Annotated in this window: 12 protein-coding genes and 1 pseudogene; 7 read left to right on the top strand and 6 right to left on the bottom strand. The window is 60.4% G+C overall.

All coding sequences use genetic code 11. From position 1 onward, the window contains the following. Positions 1 to 367: 367 nt before the first annotated feature. Together EJ576_RS27160 and EJ576_RS27155 are read right to left on the bottom strand one after the other, a co-directional pair. Complete coding sequence (locus tag EJ576_RS27160) at positions 368 to 1,153, bottom strand: sulfite exporter TauE/SafE family protein (RefSeq protein WP_123477146.1); 786 nt, start codon at positions 1,151 to 1,153, stop codon at positions 368 to 370. A 91-nt stretch (positions 1,154 to 1,244) separates the two neighbouring features. After that, positions 1,245 to 2,015 (bottom strand): class I SAM-dependent methyltransferase, encoded by a 771-nt coding sequence (locus tag EJ576_RS27155; protein WP_122726192.1) that lies wholly within the window; start codon positions 2,013 to 2,015, stop codon positions 1,245 to 1,247. 138 nt (positions 2,016 to 2,153) lie between these two features. Between EJ576_RS27155 and EJ576_RS27150 the strand changes: the two genes are divergently transcribed. Genes EJ576_RS27150 through EJ576_RS27140 form a run of 3 tightly spaced genes read left to right on the top strand, consistent with a single transcriptional unit; the run spans position 2,154 to position 3,907 of the window. Next, entirely contained in the window at positions 2,154 to 2,675 is a 522-nt protein-coding gene (locus EJ576_RS27150; RefSeq protein WP_122726190.1) for a DUF3455 domain-containing protein, read from the top strand. Between the two features lie 51 nt (positions 2,676 to 2,726). Continuing rightward, positions 2,727 to 3,242, top strand: coding sequence for a sigma-70 family RNA polymerase sigma factor (locus tag EJ576_RS27145; protein WP_126571552.1), 516 nt, complete (start codon positions 2,727 to 2,729; stop codon positions 3,240 to 3,242). After that, positions 3,239 to 3,907 carry an anti-sigma factor domain-containing protein gene (locus tag EJ576_RS27140; protein ID WP_122726186.1) on the top strand — a complete coding sequence of 223 codons (669 nt, stop codon included), beginning with the start codon at positions 3,239 to 3,241 and terminating at the stop codon, positions 3,905 to 3,907. The genes EJ576_RS27145 and EJ576_RS27140 overlap by 4 nt, the downstream gene beginning before the upstream one ends. Here the strand turns inward: EJ576_RS27140 and EJ576_RS27135 are convergent, their stop codons facing one another. Continuing rightward, positions 3,908 to 5,209, bottom strand: a complete 1,302-nt coding sequence (locus tag EJ576_RS27135; RefSeq protein ID WP_126571551.1) for an ATP-binding protein — start codon at positions 5,207 to 5,209, stop codon at positions 3,908 to 3,910. A 3-nt stretch (positions 5,210 to 5,212) separates the two neighbouring features. Further along, the gene (locus EJ576_RS27130; protein WP_010210801.1) at positions 5,213 to 5,914 is read right to left on the bottom strand and encodes a response regulator transcription factor; all 702 of its coding nucleotides are present in this window, start codon (positions 5,912 to 5,914) and stop codon (positions 5,213 to 5,215) included. 171 nt (positions 5,915 to 6,085) lie between these two features. On the opposite strand from EJ576_RS27130, the gene EJ576_RS27125 reads away from it, so the two are divergent. The 4 genes from EJ576_RS27125 to EJ576_RS27110 all read left to right on the top strand — a co-directional run bounded on the left by EJ576_RS27125 (position 6,086) and on the right by EJ576_RS27110 (position 11,780). Then, on the top strand, positions 6,086 to 7,228 hold the full coding sequence (locus EJ576_RS27125) for an efflux RND transporter periplasmic adaptor subunit (RefSeq protein WP_126571550.1): 1,143 nt from the start codon (positions 6,086 to 6,088) through the stop codon (positions 7,226 to 7,228). 6 nt (positions 7,229 to 7,234) lie between these two features. Further along, complete coding sequence (locus EJ576_RS27120; RefSeq protein ID WP_122726181.1) at positions 7,235 to 10,333, top strand: efflux RND transporter permease subunit; 3,099 nt, start codon at positions 7,235 to 7,237, stop codon at positions 10,331 to 10,333. Positions 10,334 to 10,471: 138 nt separating this feature from the next. Then, positions 10,472 to 11,113, top strand: a complete 642-nt coding sequence (locus tag EJ576_RS27115) for a DUF1345 domain-containing protein (protein WP_126571549.1) — start codon at positions 10,472 to 10,474, stop codon at positions 11,111 to 11,113. A gap of 205 nt (positions 11,114 to 11,318) precedes the next feature. Beyond that, a complete protein-coding gene (locus tag EJ576_RS27110; RefSeq protein ID WP_126571548.1) occupies positions 11,319 to 11,780 on the top strand; it encodes a hypothetical protein in 462 nt (153 codons plus the stop codon). Positions 11,781 to 11,876: 96 nt separating this feature from the next. Here the strand turns inward: EJ576_RS27110 and EJ576_RS27105 are convergent. Together EJ576_RS27105 and EJ576_RS27095 are read right to left on the bottom strand one after the other, a co-directional pair. Continuing rightward, positions 11,877 to 12,363: pseudogene (locus EJ576_RS27105) on the bottom strand (group II intron maturase-specific domain-containing protein); the annotation flags it as partial. Between the two features lie 405 nt (positions 12,364 to 12,768). Further along, a complete protein-coding gene (locus tag EJ576_RS27095) occupies positions 12,769 to 15,036 on the bottom strand; it encodes an autotransporter outer membrane beta-barrel domain-containing protein (protein ID WP_126571547.1) in 2,268 nt (755 codons plus the stop codon). Positions 15,037 to 15,178 lie beyond the last annotated feature (142 nt).

The raw sequence follows: 15,178 nt of genomic DNA, 5'->3' as shown, positions 1-15,178 counted from the left end.
GTCAACGATGATGCAAAAAAACGGGATACACACCAACGTATCTACGATGCGAAGCGAGTCGCTCTTGATCTTGATCTTGATCTGAGGCGCCCCGTCAAACACGCTGGCCGAACGCAGGCTTGAATCCGTGGGTAACCCGGCAGGACGCCGGGTTAGCCGCGCTGGGCCAAGGATGGCCCATCGCGGCGGCCCACGGATTCAAGCCGGAGTGAGGGCACACCGAGCCTAAGCGAGGTGCCGAGTGTTGGGGCAAGAGCGTTTTGCTTACTTTTGCTCTTTTCAAAAGTGACCCGCCGTAAGGGCGGAACCAATACCAGCCATCACCCAAACAACGGATATACCCCCAAATAACGGACATGCCCCCAAATCAAAACGCCAACTTATAACCAATGGCCATCAACATAACCGCCAAGCAAGGCCGCAACACGCCATCAGGCAGTTTGCCCGTCATATGGCTACCCACATAGATCCCCGGCAACGACCCCATCAACAAAAACCCCAACAAATGCCAGTCCATATTCCCCATGCTGGCATGCCCCAACCCCGCCACCAGGGTCAACGGCACAGCATGCGCAATCTCAGTCCCCACCAACCGCCGCGTCGCCAGAAACGGATACAAAATAAACAAAGCCACCGTCCCCAGCGCACCCGCACCAATGGACGTCAGCGCCACCATGGTGCCGAGGATCGCCCCCGTCACCACCGTCAACACATTCAAATTCCGCGGGCTCATGTGATAGCTGTCACCCGCATGGCGCTGGGCAAACCCCAACAGGCTCTTCTTGAACAGAATCGCCAATGCAGTCAGCAACAACACCACCCCAAGCGCCTGCTTGATCACCGCATTCATCACACTGGGATCAGTATGCAAACTGGCCAGAAACCACAAGGTCAACAGCACCGCAGGCACGCTGCCCAGGGTCAGCCAGCCAGTAATGGTCCAATCGATATTCTTGTTCTTGCTATGCACCAGCACGCCACCGGATTTGGTGATGGCGGCATACAACAGGTCAGTGCCCACGGCGGTGGCCGGGTTGATACCGAACCACAACAGGATCGGCGTCATCAGCGACCCACCACCCACACCGGTCATGCCCACGATAAAACCAACGATCAGGCCCGCCACCACAAAACCAAAATTACCCACATCCATTCCAGCTACCTGCGGCCTTATAAATTTCTGGCCGCAGGATAGCGATTTTTCTTATAACGACTTATATCAATATGATCTGACTTTATGCCTTTTAGCTCAGTCGATGACAGACATACGCTTGGGTTTGATACGGAAAGGCCACGGTGTCGCGCCCCTTCAGTGAAGGATGCGTGTCGATCAGCGCCTGCAGTTGCGCGGTCACCACAGCCTTGGACGCCTCCGGCAGCGCAGCAATAAAGCTCACGGAGAGAAAGCGATCCATGATCACCTCCTGAGGGCTGCCCACATGACTGTAGGGAAAACAGGTCATTTCAGGCTCGGAAAAATACTCGCCAGTGAAGGCCTCACGCCAACGCCCCGTATGAAAACGCGGCGTATCACCCTCGTACGGAGTAATGATGTCAGTGATGGCGGCGACCCAATCCACCGACTCATCCCGCACATTCCACACTAGGCCCAGTCGGCCGCCGGGCTTGAGCACGCGATGGATTTCCGCCAGCGCGGCCTCGGTGGAGAACCAGTGGAACGCCTGGGCACACACCACCGCGTCAGCGCTGGCGGCCGGCAGCGGGATGGATTCAGCCGTGCCATTGACCAGGCGCACATCGGGCAGCAGCTTGGTCAACTGCGCGCCCATCGCCGCCACCGGCTCGACGGCAATCAAGGTCGGCGCCAGGGTGCTGAGCAAGCGGGTGAATTTGCCAGTGCCGGCGCCCAGGTCGATCACACTGGACAGCGCGTCGAGGTGCAGTGTGTCGGCGAGCCAGCCCGTAAGTTGTCTTGGATAATCCGGCCGACCTTGGGCGTAGGTGACGGCCTGGGTCGAAAAACCCTGTTGAGCAGACGTGTGAACACCAGTCATTGCCAATCTCTCCTCGGGTAAAGCGGGGGCACAGTGTGCGCCCTCTCACCTTAATTTTCTAATCGCTGCATCCAATCGCGCAGGCCCTGGGTAGTCCTTTCAGAACCCCCGCTGTTTGACTGAAATGGAGAAGTACCCATGAACGCTAAAGCACTGTTCTGCCTCACCGCCCTGCTCGCTGCCACCCCCGCAGCTTTCGCCCAGACCGGCTTGCCCGACAGCATCAAGGTGCCGGACGGCCATAAGGTGGCGATGGAAACCACCGGCGTCGGCGAAATCACCTACGAATGCCGCGACAAAGCCAACGCCGTCGGCCAGACCGAGTGGACCTTCGTCGGGCCCAAGGCCGTGTTGAATGACCGCAGCGGCAAGCAAGTCGGCACTTACTTCGGCCCGCCGGCCACCTGGCAGGCCAAGGACGGTTCGAAAATCACCGGCACCCAGTTGGCCGTGGCGCCATCCGGTGCGGGCAACCTGCCGTATCAACTGGTCAAGGCCAACCCCGCCGAAGGCAAAGGCGCGATGAGCGGCGTGAGTTACATCCAGCGCGTGGCCCTCAAGGGCGGCGTGGCGCCGAGCAGCGAGTGCACCGCAGCCAACAAAGGCAAGCAGGAAGTGGTGAAGTACCAGGCGGATTACATTTTCTGGGCGGCCACCTGAGTAAAGTCGTCTACGCTGCCCCCCATGCCGATCATTGGGGGGTAGCCATCCGTGTTTGATTACGAAGCCTGTCTGCAGGCTTGCGCCCGTGGCAATCAACGCGCCTTGCGCCAGCTCTATGAGCAGGAAAGCAGCCATCTGCTCGGCGTGGCGCTGCGCATCGCCAGGGACAAATCCCTGGCCGAAGACATCGTGCATGATGCGTTTATCAAGATCTGGCGAGGCGCCGGTAGTTTTGACCCCAGTCGCGGCTCGGCCCGTGGCTGGGTGTTCAGCGTGACCCGGCACCTGGCGCTCAACGTGGTGCGTAACCATTACCGCGAAGTGCCTTTGGGCGACGAACACGAGCAAGTCGCCGCAACCGAAACCTTTGAATTCAGTGCGCGCTCGGGACAGGTCCACACCTGCCTGGAGCAACTCGACCCGGCCCGTCGCACGTGCATCCTGCATGCCTATGTCGACGGTTATTCCCACAGTGAAATCGCCCAGAAACTCGACACCCCGTTGGGGACCGTCAAGGCCTGGATCAAACGTAGCCTCGCCGCGCTGCGGGAGTGCATGGCATGAACGACCCACTGGACGAACTGGCCAGCGAATACGTGCTGGGCACCTTGCCCGGCGAACAACGCGCCGACGTCGAACAACGCCTCAAGCACGATGCCGACCTACGCGCTGCGGTGGACGCCTGGGAGCAACGCCTGTTGCCGCTGACCGCCTTGGCGGAACCCGTACCGCCCTCCTCTGAGCTGTGGCGGCGTATCGAACGTAACATCGCCAGTGCCCGCACGCACTGGTGGGACCTGCTGGCCGTGTGGCGCGGCCTGGCCGGTGCGGGGCTTTTGACCACGCTGGTGCTGGCCGGGTTGCTACTGACCCGCCCGCCCACTGCCGACCCAAGCTTCGTGGTAGTGCTGGTCGCGCCGCAAAGCCAGGCACCGGGCTGGGTGATCCAGGCCAGCAATGATCAGCAGATTCAGCTGATCCCGCTGGGCGTGATGGAAGTGCCGTCCGACAAGGCCCTGCAGTTCTGGACCAAGGGCGACGGCTGGCAAGGGCCAGTGTCCCTCGGCCTGGTCAAACCGGGCCAGACGCTGTCGGTGCCGCTGGACAAGCTGCCGCCGCTCACGCAAAACCAGCTGTTCGAACTGACCCTGGAAGACCCGCGTGGGTCGCCGACCGGTAAGCCCACTGGGCCGATTCAGGCAATCGGCCGCGCGGTGAAGGTGCTCTGATCAGGCGACGGTGGGCAACCACACGCGAAACCGCGCACCACCCAGCGGTGAAGCCAACGCCGTCAGGCTGCCGCCCTGGGCTTCCAGGGCGCGCCGGCTGATGGCCAGGCCCAGGCCGAAACCGCCGGTGGCGCGGTCGCGGCTGCGGTCCAGGCGGTAGAACGGTTCGAAGATGCGCTCGCGCTGGTCCACAGGGATGCCGATCCCGTCGTCGTCCACCCAGATTTCACAGCCCTTGGCACACACCTTCACGCCGACCTGGATACGCTTGTCGCAGTAACGCGTGGCATTGCGCAACAGGTTCTGCAACGCGCGGGCGGTGAGGCGTGGGTCGAGGCTGAAGCGCTCCACGGCGCAGTCGAGCGCCACGTCGATGACGATCTCGGGGTTTTCCAATTCGTCATCGACGCTGCCGAGCACGCTGTCGATGAATTCATCGAGGACCACTTCGACCCGCTCCGGCAACTGCGCCGGGTTCTGCAGGCGGCTGTAGGACAGCAACTCCAGCACCAGCTCATCCAGCTCGCGGATATGCGCTACCAGGCTTTGCAGACGTTCGCGACTGGCTTCGGGCAAGTCTTCGGACAATGCCAGGGCCAGGCCGAAATCCAGGCGCGTCAGCGGCGTGCGCAGTTCGTGAGAGACCGCATTGAGCAGGTCGCGTTGCTGATTGAGCAGGTGTTCGATGTCGTCGGCCATGGTGTCGAACACCGTGGCCAGGCTGCCGATGTTGGAGCTTGGGGGAATGTGTGTGCGTTCGCTCAGATTGCCCTTGCCTAATTGGGCTGCGGTGTTTTTCAGGCGTTCCAGATCACGCCAGTGGGGGCGCAGCCACATCAGCAGACAGGCCAGTAACGCAGCCACGATCAACACATTGATCGCCCAGTACAGCACGTTCATGTCGAGTGGGTCGGGCGGTATGGTCAGCTTGACTGCGAACTGCTCGTTGACCGGCGAGCTGATTTCGGTCATCCAGCCCCACTCCCCCAAGCGCACGACCGACTTGCCCTGCTCCAGCAGTTGTTCTTCCTCCGGGGTGTAACTGGCGTCCTGGCGCAGCAGTAATTGCACTTTCAGCGGTGCAAAATCGCGCCCCAGTTGCTCGGTCACCTGTGACCAGCGCTCTACCGGCGCCCGCAGGTATTGCTTGACGATCAGCTTCTGCTGGCCGCGGGTCTGCTCGATGTTGTAGTTCATGTAGCGGTGTTCGAACAGCTGGATCACCAGCGAGGGAATCAGGTAGATCGCCAGACTGTAGGTGACGATGGTGATCAGGTAGAGCCGCAGCAGTACTCTGAACATGGCTCAGCATTCCCACTCGGAACGGCTGAAGAGGTAGCCCTTGCCCCACACCGTCTTGATCTTGCGCGCTTCACCGGCATTGTCGTCGAACTTGCGGCGCAGCTTGGAGATGGCCACGTCCACCGAGCGGTCGGTGCCATTGAACTCGATACCGCGCAGGCGTTGCAGGATCTGGTCACGGCTGAGAACTTCGCCGGCATGCCGGGCGAGCACCACCAACAGGTTATATTCGCCGCTAGACAACTCCACCGGCTGCTCGCGCCAGGTCACCGTGCGCTCCGACAAGTCGATGCACAGGTTGCCCATGATGATCTGGTCATTGGCCACCTGGGGTTCGGACAGACTGCTGCGCCGTAACAACGTACGCACCCGCGCCAGCAATACCCGTGGCTCACAGGGCTTGGTCACGTAGTCGTCGGCGCCCATTTCCAGGCCCAGCACCTGGTCGTGGCTGTCATCGCGGGCGGTGAGCATCAAGATCGGCAGCCCTGCCGAGTCGGCGCGTAGCAGGCGGCAGACTTGCAGGCCGTCGAGGCCTGGCAGCATCAGGTCGAGGATCACCAGGTCCGGCGGGTTCAGGCGCGCGCGTTCACGGACGTGGTCACCACGGCTGAGCACGCTGACGTGGTAGCCATTGCGTTCCAGGTAGCTGGCAATCAGCTCGGAGAGTGCGGCGTCGTCTTCCACCAGGAGGATGTTGGGCATGGTGTTTCCAAATAATGCGGTTTGTTGGTGTGTTGCAGGATTGTGCAAGGATATACGCCCCCGGCGCCCCGCGCGCCGCACCTTACATTTCTTCACAGACGAGCTACACAGCTTCACAGCACCACGGCGCAGGTGACTTTAGGATGCGCCAGTCAATATTGGGATAAGAGCATGTCGAAGAATCTGTTTGCGCCATTTTGCCTGCTGGCCCTCACCTTGGCCCTGAGCGCATGTGGCGACTCCGCCGCCGAAGCGCCAGAAATGCCCCTGGCCAAAGTGCGCGTCGAAACCCTTGAAGCAAAGCCCCTGGCCATTACCAGCGAATTGAGCGGGCGTATTGCCGCGCCGCGCATCGCCGAAGTACGTGCACGGGTAGCCGGCGTGGTGATGCAACGGGTGTTCAAGGAAGGCCATGACGTGAAACAGGGCGACGTGCTGTTTCGCATCGACCCCGCGCCGTTCAAGGCCGACCTCGACAGCGCCCAGGCCAACCTGAGCAAGGCCGAGGCCGATGCCTTCAAGGCGCGCCTGCAGGAACAGCGCTACAGCCAATTGGTGGAAGGCAATGCCATCAGCGGCCAGGACTACGACAACGCCCGCGCCGCCGTGCGCCAGACCAACGCCGAAGTCGCCGCCAACAAGGCCGCTGTCGAACGCGCCCGTTTGAACCTGGGCTACGCCACCGTGACGGCGCCGATTTCCGGGCGTATCGGCCGTGCGCTGGTGACCGAGGGCGCACTGGTTGGCCAGAACGAGGCCACGCCGCTGGCGCTTATCCAGCAACTGGACCCGATCCACGCCGACTTGACCCAGTCCACCCGCGAGCTGAACGACCTGCGCCGCGCCTTCCGTGCCGGCAGCTTGAAGCAGGTCGGCCAGGACCAGGCCAAGGCCACGCTGATCGAAGACGACGGCAGCCTCTACCCGCTGCCGGGCAAGTTGCTGTTCGCCGAGATCAGCGTCGACCCCGGCACCGGGCAGATCATCCTGCGCAGCGAGTTCCCCAACCCTGACCTCGACTTGCTGCCCGGCAGTTTTGTGCGGGTGCGCCTCGAACAGGCCGTCGACAAACAAGGCCTCAGCGTGCCGCAACGCGCCATCACTCGTGACAGCGCCGGTATCCCGATGGTGTTGCTGCTGGACGCCGAGCAGACCGTGAGCCAGCAGCCGGTGGAGCTGGGTGCGGTGATCAATGACCGCTGGATCGTCAGCAGTGGCCTCAAGCCCGGCGACCGTATCGTCGTCGAAGGCCTGCAACACGCGCGCCCCGGTGAAAAAGTTGAAGTGGACGACAGCCCGCTCGTAAAGGAATAACCCGCCATGCCGCAGTTCTTTATTGACCGCCCGATCTTCGCCTGGGTGGTCGCCCTGTTTATCCTGCTGGCCGGTCTGCTGGCAATCCCGCAACTGCCGGTGGCGCAGTACCCCAACGTGGCGCCGCCGAAAGTCGAGATCTATGCGGTGTATCCCGGTGCGTCGGCGCAGACCCTGGATGAAAGCGTGGTGAGCCTGATCGAGCAGGAGCTCAACGGCGCCGATCACCTGTTGTATTTCGAGTCCCAGAGCAGCCTCGGTTCGGCCACCATCACCGCCACCTTCCAGCCGGGCACCAACCCGGAAATGGCCCAGGTGGACGTGCAGAACCGCCTCAAAGCGGTCGAGCCGCGCCTGCCGCAAGCGGTGACCCAGCAAGGCTTGCAGGTGGAGAAAGTCTCCGCCGGTTTCCTGCTGCTGGTGACCCTCACCTCCAACGACGGCAAGCTCGATGACGTGGCGCTGAGTGATTACCTGGCGCGCAACGTGATGAACGAACTCAAGCGCCTCGACGGTGTGGGCAAGGCCCAGCTGTATGGTGCCGAGCGCGCCATGCGCATCTGGATCGACCCGCAGAAATTGATCGGCTTCAACCTGACGCCGGCCGACGTGAACGCCGCGATCAGCGCGCAGAACGCCCAGGTTTCGGCCGGCAGCATCGGCGATTTGCCGGGCACCAACACCCAGGAAATCACGGCGGCGATCCTGGTCAAGGGCCAGCTTTCAACGCCAGCCGAATTTGCCGACATCGTGCTCAAGGCCAACCCCGACGGCTCGACCGTGCGCATCGGCGATGTGGCGCGGGTGGAAGTCGGCAGCCAGGAATACCAGTTCTCCACCCGCCTGAACGGCAAGCCGTCCACCGCCGTCAGCGTGCAATTGTCGCCCGGCGCCAATGCGCTGAGCACCGCCACCCTGGTGCGGGCAAAGATGGACGAGCTGTCGCGCTACTTCCCGGCCAACGTGGAGTACAAGATCCCGTATGACACCTCGCCGTTCGTCAAGGTCTCGATCACCAAGGTGGTCTACACCCTGCTCGAAGCGATGGCACTGGTGTTTGCGGTGATGTTCCTGTTCCTGCAGAACGTGCGCTACACCTTGATCCCGACGCTGGTGGTGCCGATTGCCCTGATGGGCACCTTTGCCACCATGCTGTTGCTGGGCTTCTCGATCAACGTACTGACCATGTTCGGCATGGTACTGGCCATCGGCATCCTGGTGGACGACGCCATTGTGGTGGTGGAGAACGTCGAACGCATCATGGCCACCGAGGGTCTGTCGCCCAAGGAAGCGACGAAAAAAGCCATGGGCCAGATCACCGGGGCCATCATCGGTATTACCCTGGTGCTGGTGGCGGTGTTCCTGCCGATGGCGTTCATGGCCGGTTCCGTGGGGGTTATCTACCAGCAGTTCTCATTGTCGATGGCCACCTCGATCCTGTTCTCGGCGTTCCTCGCCCTGACCTTGACCCCGGCCCTGTGCGCCACCTTGCTCAAGCCGATCGCCAAAGGCGAACACCATGCCAAGGGCGGTTTCTTTGGCTGGTTCAACCAGCGCTTTGAAAGCCTCACCGACCGCTATGAAGGCTGGGTGGCGTATGCCCTCAAGCGCAGCGGGCGTTACCTGTTGATCTACCTGGTGCTGCTGGTGGGCCTGGGCTGGATGTTCAGCCGCCTGCCCTCCTCGTTCCTGCCGGTGGAAGACCAGGGCTACACCATCACCGACATCCAGTTGCCACCGGGTGCGAGCAAGAACCGCACGGTGCACGTGGCCGAGCAGATCGAAGCGCACAACGCCGAGGAACCTGGGGTGGGCGACACCACCATGATCATGGGTTTCAGTTTCTCCGGTTCCGGGCAGAACGCCGCGCTGGCGTTTACCACGCTCAAGGATTGGTCGCAGCGCAGCAGCGATGATTCGGCCTCGTCGATTGCCGACCGCGCCAACATGGCCTTCAGCGAGCTCAAGGACGCGGTTGCCTACGCGATCCTGCCGCCGCCGGTGGACGGCCTGGGCACGTCCAGCGGCTTCGAGTTCCGCCTGCAAGACCGGGGTGGCGTCGGCCATGCCGCACTGATGGCGGCGCGTACCGAATTGCTGGCCGCCGCCGAGAAAAGCCCGATCCTGGCCAACGTGCGCGAAAGCGCCCTGGCCGAAGCGCCGCAAGTACAGCTGGAAGTGGACCGCAAGCAGGCCAACGCACTGGGCGTGTCCTTTGCGGACGTGGGTAACGTGCTGTCCTCGGCCATCGGTTCGGCCTATATCAACGACTTCCCCAACCAGGGCCGCATGCAGCGGGTGGTGGTGCAGGCCGAAGGCGACCAACGCAGCCAGGTGGCGGACTTGATGAAAATCAACGTGCGTAACAATGCCGGCAAGATGGTGCCCCTGTCGTCCTTTGTCGAAGCCAAATGGACCCAGGGCCCGACCCAGCTGACGCGCTATAACGGCTACCCGGCCATCGCGATTTCCGGCGAAGCGGCACCGGGACACAGCACTGGTGAGGCGATGGAGGAGATCCAGCGCCTGGTCAGCCAGTTGCCGGCAGGTTTGGGCCAGGAATGGACCGGTTTGTCGTTACAGGAACGCCTGTCCGGCTCCCAGGCGCCGTTGCTGCTGGGCTTGTCGCTGCTGATCGTGTTCCTGTGCCTGGCGGCGCTGTATGAAAGCTGGTCGATCCCCACCTCGGTGTTGCTGGTGGTGCCGCTCGGTGTACTCGGCGCGGTCCTCGCGGTGGGCTTACGTGGCATGCCCAACGATGTGTTCTTCAAGGTCGGCCTGATCACCATCATCGGCCTGTCGGCGAAGAATGCGATCCTGATCATCGAGTTCGCCAAGGACCTGTATGACCAGGGTGAAGACCTGGTCACCGCCACCTTGAAAGCCGCGCGGTTGCGCCTGCGGCCGATCATCATGACGTCCTTGGCGTTCATCCTCGGCGTGGTGCCGTTGGCGATTGCCACGGGCGCCAGTTCCGCCAGCCAGCAAGCGATTGGCACGGGGGTGATTGGCGGCATGATCACGGCAACGCTGGCGGTGGTGTTTGTGCCGGTGTTCTTTGTGGTGGTGATGAAGTTGGTGCGTAAACGCCACAAAACAGACTGACCAACACCCCCCTGTAGGAGCTGGCTTGCCAGCGATGCAGACACCTCGGTCTTTCAGACACACCGAGTCGATGCGATCGCTGGCAAGCCAGCTCCTACCAGGGTTATGGTGCTCACATACAACTGCCTGTGAGCCTCCATGTCTTTCCTCGCCCGCACCCACCCTCGCCTTTCCGCCGCCGCCGTGCTAGGGCTTGCCGTCGGTATCCTGGTCCCCGCCGACAGCCTCATCAGCAAAATCCTCATCGGCTGGAACGCCGGCGTCTGGACCTACCTGCTACTGATGCTGTGGCTGACCATCCGTGCCAAGGCCCCGGACGTCAAACGCATCGCCGAAATCGAAGACGAAAACGCCGGCCTGGTGCTGTTCACGGTATGCATCGCCGCCATTGCCAGTTTGGCGACCATCACCTTCGAACTGGTGGGCAGCAAAGACCTGGCCACCTCGGAACGCCTGCTGCACTACGGTTTCACCGGGCTGACAGTCATCGGTTCGTGGTTGCTGATCGGAGTGATCTTCAGCGTGCATTACGCGCGCCTTTATTACACCTGGGACGGCAAGGAGCCGGCGCTGCGTTTTGCCGAGGGCCTGACGACGCCCAACTACTGGGACTTCCTGTATTTCTCGTTCACCATCGGCGTGGCGGTGCAGACTTCGGATGTGGGTGTGGCCACGCGAAGCATGCGCAAGGTGGTGCTGGGGCAGTCGTTGATCGGGTTTCTGTTCAATACAGCGATCCTGGGATTCTCGATCAATATTGCGGCAGGGCTCTTCGGCTAAGCGATACCCCCTCGTGCTGAGCACTTGCTTAAGCCTAAAAGAAATAAAGAACTGACCTATTGAACTGTCATATATGACAGTAGATTTATTCAAGAAAACGCGTCTAATTGAAACCCAGGTACGTTGGCTGATTCGAGGACAGTTGTCGATAAAGCCAGGCGCCGTTCAGTGTTTTGACCTATTCATCAAAGATGGAGACGCAATCATGCCAGCACAAACTGCAACGCTGACTCCCCACCAACAGAGCGTATTGTTCCCCCAGCCACGTGAGGCAGTGGGAACCTTCTCTGTGTTCCTGGATAGCCAGGAAATCGACATCCAAACCATCACTGTTGTGAATGACCCCTCCCAACGCATTCTGCGTATTACCGGGCGCAACACCGTGGGCCACGATACAGTGCGGACAATCGACATTGAGTTTGCGGATCACACGCCGGCGGGCACGACGTTCAATTTGGCGGAGAGTGAATTCACCCCCACCAGAATTTGGCTATCGTTCAAGACAGCGACCGAATCCTACGTTGTTCGCGGCGTTATCGGCACCTTGTCCATTCAACAAATTTCCCCGCAGCTTATCAAGGTACAAGGCGCCGCCGTTGCTCGCACCGATACCGACCCGAACGGACAGGAACACGACTTGATCATTAACTTCGACATTCACACCTGAACCAGCAATCGGCATAGGGGGCGGCCTTCCACAGGCCGCTCCCCTGCCACACCACCCGGCATGCGGGTCCGCACCGGGCGGTTCGAGAGATTGAGGTCAGGAGAGACGCGCTAAACCCATCCTGTCGAACCACGCTATATCAAGCACTCGGTTGAGTTCCAAGCGGCTATTACGCCACCAGCAACGGCTATTAGCGGCCACCTTGCGCGCAATACTTTCTCTTGCTCCTAGCCTACATAGCTCTCGCCAAACCTTCGGCGTTTGCGACAATCCAAAGTATGCCTTCCAACCAAGGATATAGGGCTTTAGTCGGTCAACGACTTGCTGCAAACTTTGACCGCCTGAACGCCTGGTCAGCCTGCGGATGCGCTGCTTGAATTGCTCGCGCGCTTTACTCGCAACCTTTCTTTTGATGCCATTGGCTGACGACCAAAACACATACCCCAAACACACTTGCCACCGCACTTTTACTCTCATTGCCACTCAGGTGCAGTTTTCCATACAGACGCTTCAGCAACGCCATCACCCGTTGCCCTGCCTTCTTGCTGCGAACATACACATTCGCACCGTCGGGATACCTAACTCGCGCTCACCGCCGTCAGGTTTGGGGATTACCACGTGCCGTACCGGACTGGGCCGGTACACACCGTCGCCCTTTCAGGCACAAGGCGAGATCTCCCCAGGTAAGGACGCAATCCTTCCCCGCACAACCGCCGGATTTACGCTGCCGCCCTTTGACCACAAGAGCTTCGCGGTTCATTGCCCGCTCGCCCTGGTCGACATCGCCTTATATCCGGTTCTTGTTCATCGGCTCGCGGTTTCGATTCACGCTTCCTCCCCACACTCGGTCGCCCTCATGCAGTTGCGCTTCACTTCGTTCGCTGTGGTCAGCTTACGGCAGGACTTTCACCTGCAAGATTGCGCCCATGCTGGGCGCACAACAAAAAAAGCCCGTATCTAGCGATACGGGCTTTTTCCTGATCGGGATTTACCAGGTGTAACGAACACCCACGTTGGCACCCCAAGGCTGTTCAACTTTGCCGCCGCTGCTGTGTTCAAGGTCAGCATGCAGTTGCAGGTTCTTCGACAGCTTCACCGCCACCCCCGCACCGAACTCGGCACGCGAGCCAGATAGGTCGTTGTTGAATACATTGTTGTTCACCGACACCTTATTGTTGTTGGCAAACTCGTGCACCATTGCCGCCCGCAGGTAGGGCTGGACCACGCTGCCACTGTCGAGTTGGATATCACGCCCAACTGTTGCACCGGCCTTGGCCATGATCGAGCGAGTACGCTCACCCTTGGCTTGCAGGCCATTGTCCAGGTTGTAATTGGCACCCTGGATCACCACGGTCGACACCTGGGCATACGGCTCAACAAAGAAGCCGTCATCGAGCTTGATGTTGCGACCGAACTCAGCCGACAAACCACCACCGGTGTTGTTGTACTTGCCTTTCGACGTGGTGCCGTCGCTCAAACCGACCTTGGACTCGTTGTGGAACCGGTTGACCTTGGCGACCGCATCAAAATACAGGCCACTCTCCTCGTCCAGCCAGGTGGCATAAGCGCCCAGGTAGTAGCTTTTCACGTTACCGGACGTACCGCGTTTGAGGTTCAGGTCAGATGTGCTGTGACCGGCCATCACACCCACCAACCACTGGCTATCGGCCAGCGGCATGTCGGCGCCCAGGGTAAAGCCCTGTTGGGTCTGGTCGTAGCCTACGCCCGTGCTGTCAGACACTTTGTATTTGTTGCCATAACCGCGTATCCACAGACCCGACTGGCCCGGTTCGAAGCGCAATTCACCCATACGGGTACGCAGTGAAGTTGCCTCGCCGTACCACACGGTAGGTGCAGTATTGAACAGCGCCATTACCGAACGCGTGCCAGGGCTGATCACGCGATTGTTCGGGTCAAGGAACCAGTCGGTCCCTTCCTTTTTCAAGCTGTAGGAGTAGGCACCTACGTCGACCACATCGCCCACCAGGGAGAAATGGGCGTCGCCGCCACCGGTGTGCACGATGCGAATGTCTTCGGGGTTGACCGGCTCCGCACCGCTGGCAGCGAGCAACAGGCTGTGATTGCCCTTGGCCTCACCCTCGATGTTAAGAAAGTCCGTGATACCACGGGCAAAATCGGTGCCCATGACAAAGGTGCCGTTGCCTTCCAGGGTGTCCAGGTCCAACTGATAAAACGCATCAGTGGCACCAAACTTCACCGTGCCACCAGCCAGGTTCAAGGCGCCCACCTGGCTGTCGCCGGTCAACTCCCAAAAAGATGCATCGCCCACGTTCAGGCTGGTGACATTTTTCAACTGGCCGGTAAGGCCGGCATTGTTCTGCAGGCTCAAATGCGCGGTGCTGCCATCCTCGACAATCACATTGCCGTTCAAACGACTGTTATCGATATTCATATTGGCGGTCGCGCCACCGTTCACTTCCAACAGCGTGCCGTTACCACCGGTCAAGGTCGAACCATTGCGTACGTCGATGTCGACCGTCGGAACACGACCCGGCCTGCCTTCTACAAGAATCGCGGAACCCGTGCGACCTTCGACATGCGAGTTATCCAGCACCAGCTTGCCGGTTTCAGCGCTGTTCAACAGGTTCGTCATGAGTACACCGTTCTTGCCACCGATCAATGTACTTTGGCTGGCGGTTACGAGTGCGCCGCTGTCCAGTCGAACGCCGGCACTCTCGGCACCGGTGCCTTCAACCCAGGTATTCTGGTTGAAATGCAGCTCGCTGTTACCTTGCGCAAGCGCACCGGCAGTAGCGCCTTTGATGACACTGCTGAACACTTCAGCAACCCCACCCTTAAGCGAACCGGCACTCTGGAACGCCTGCAAGCCAAAATTGGTATGGCTGATCAGGGTGCTGCCGGTGATGGTTGCGGTGCTGTCATCCAGGCGTACGGCGCCAAACGACGGGTTGCTCGACTCCACATGTGCACCAGTGAGGCTGACAGTCGAGCCTTGCGTAGCGCGGATATCATTCACTCGACTGCCGGCGTTCACGATCAACGCCGAATCATTGACAAGGATACTCTGTGCAGCGGCGCCATTAAGGGTCAGTTCGGACTTATGATCCAGTTGCCAGTCTTTGGACGTTTCACTGGCGTCAATGGTCTTTTGTTCGCCAATCAAATGATCGGCGTGGGCAGCCCCATGAACCGCTGCAAACATAAGCAGGGTCATGGTCGGGACTTTCATAATCGCGCTCAGGGGCTTGAGCTTGAAGTGGGCTGGTACGTGCATGGTCGTTCACTCTCTGGGGGTAGAGCCGATGAAAACGGTTTGGCTCGTTCCCAAGGAATGGAGCCTTACCTGTGCGGCGCAGAGAGTACGGATAAAGCATCCCAATCTATGTAGGATTAATCTTATTAAGGCAAGTGAACCG

The organism is Pseudomonas sp. C 49-2, from assembly GCF_003970195.1.
GTDB classification, from domain to species: domain Bacteria; phylum Pseudomonadota; class Gammaproteobacteria; order Pseudomonadales; family Pseudomonadaceae; genus Aquipseudomonas; species Aquipseudomonas canadensis.
This window is presented reverse-complemented; position numbering and strand designations above follow the sequence as displayed.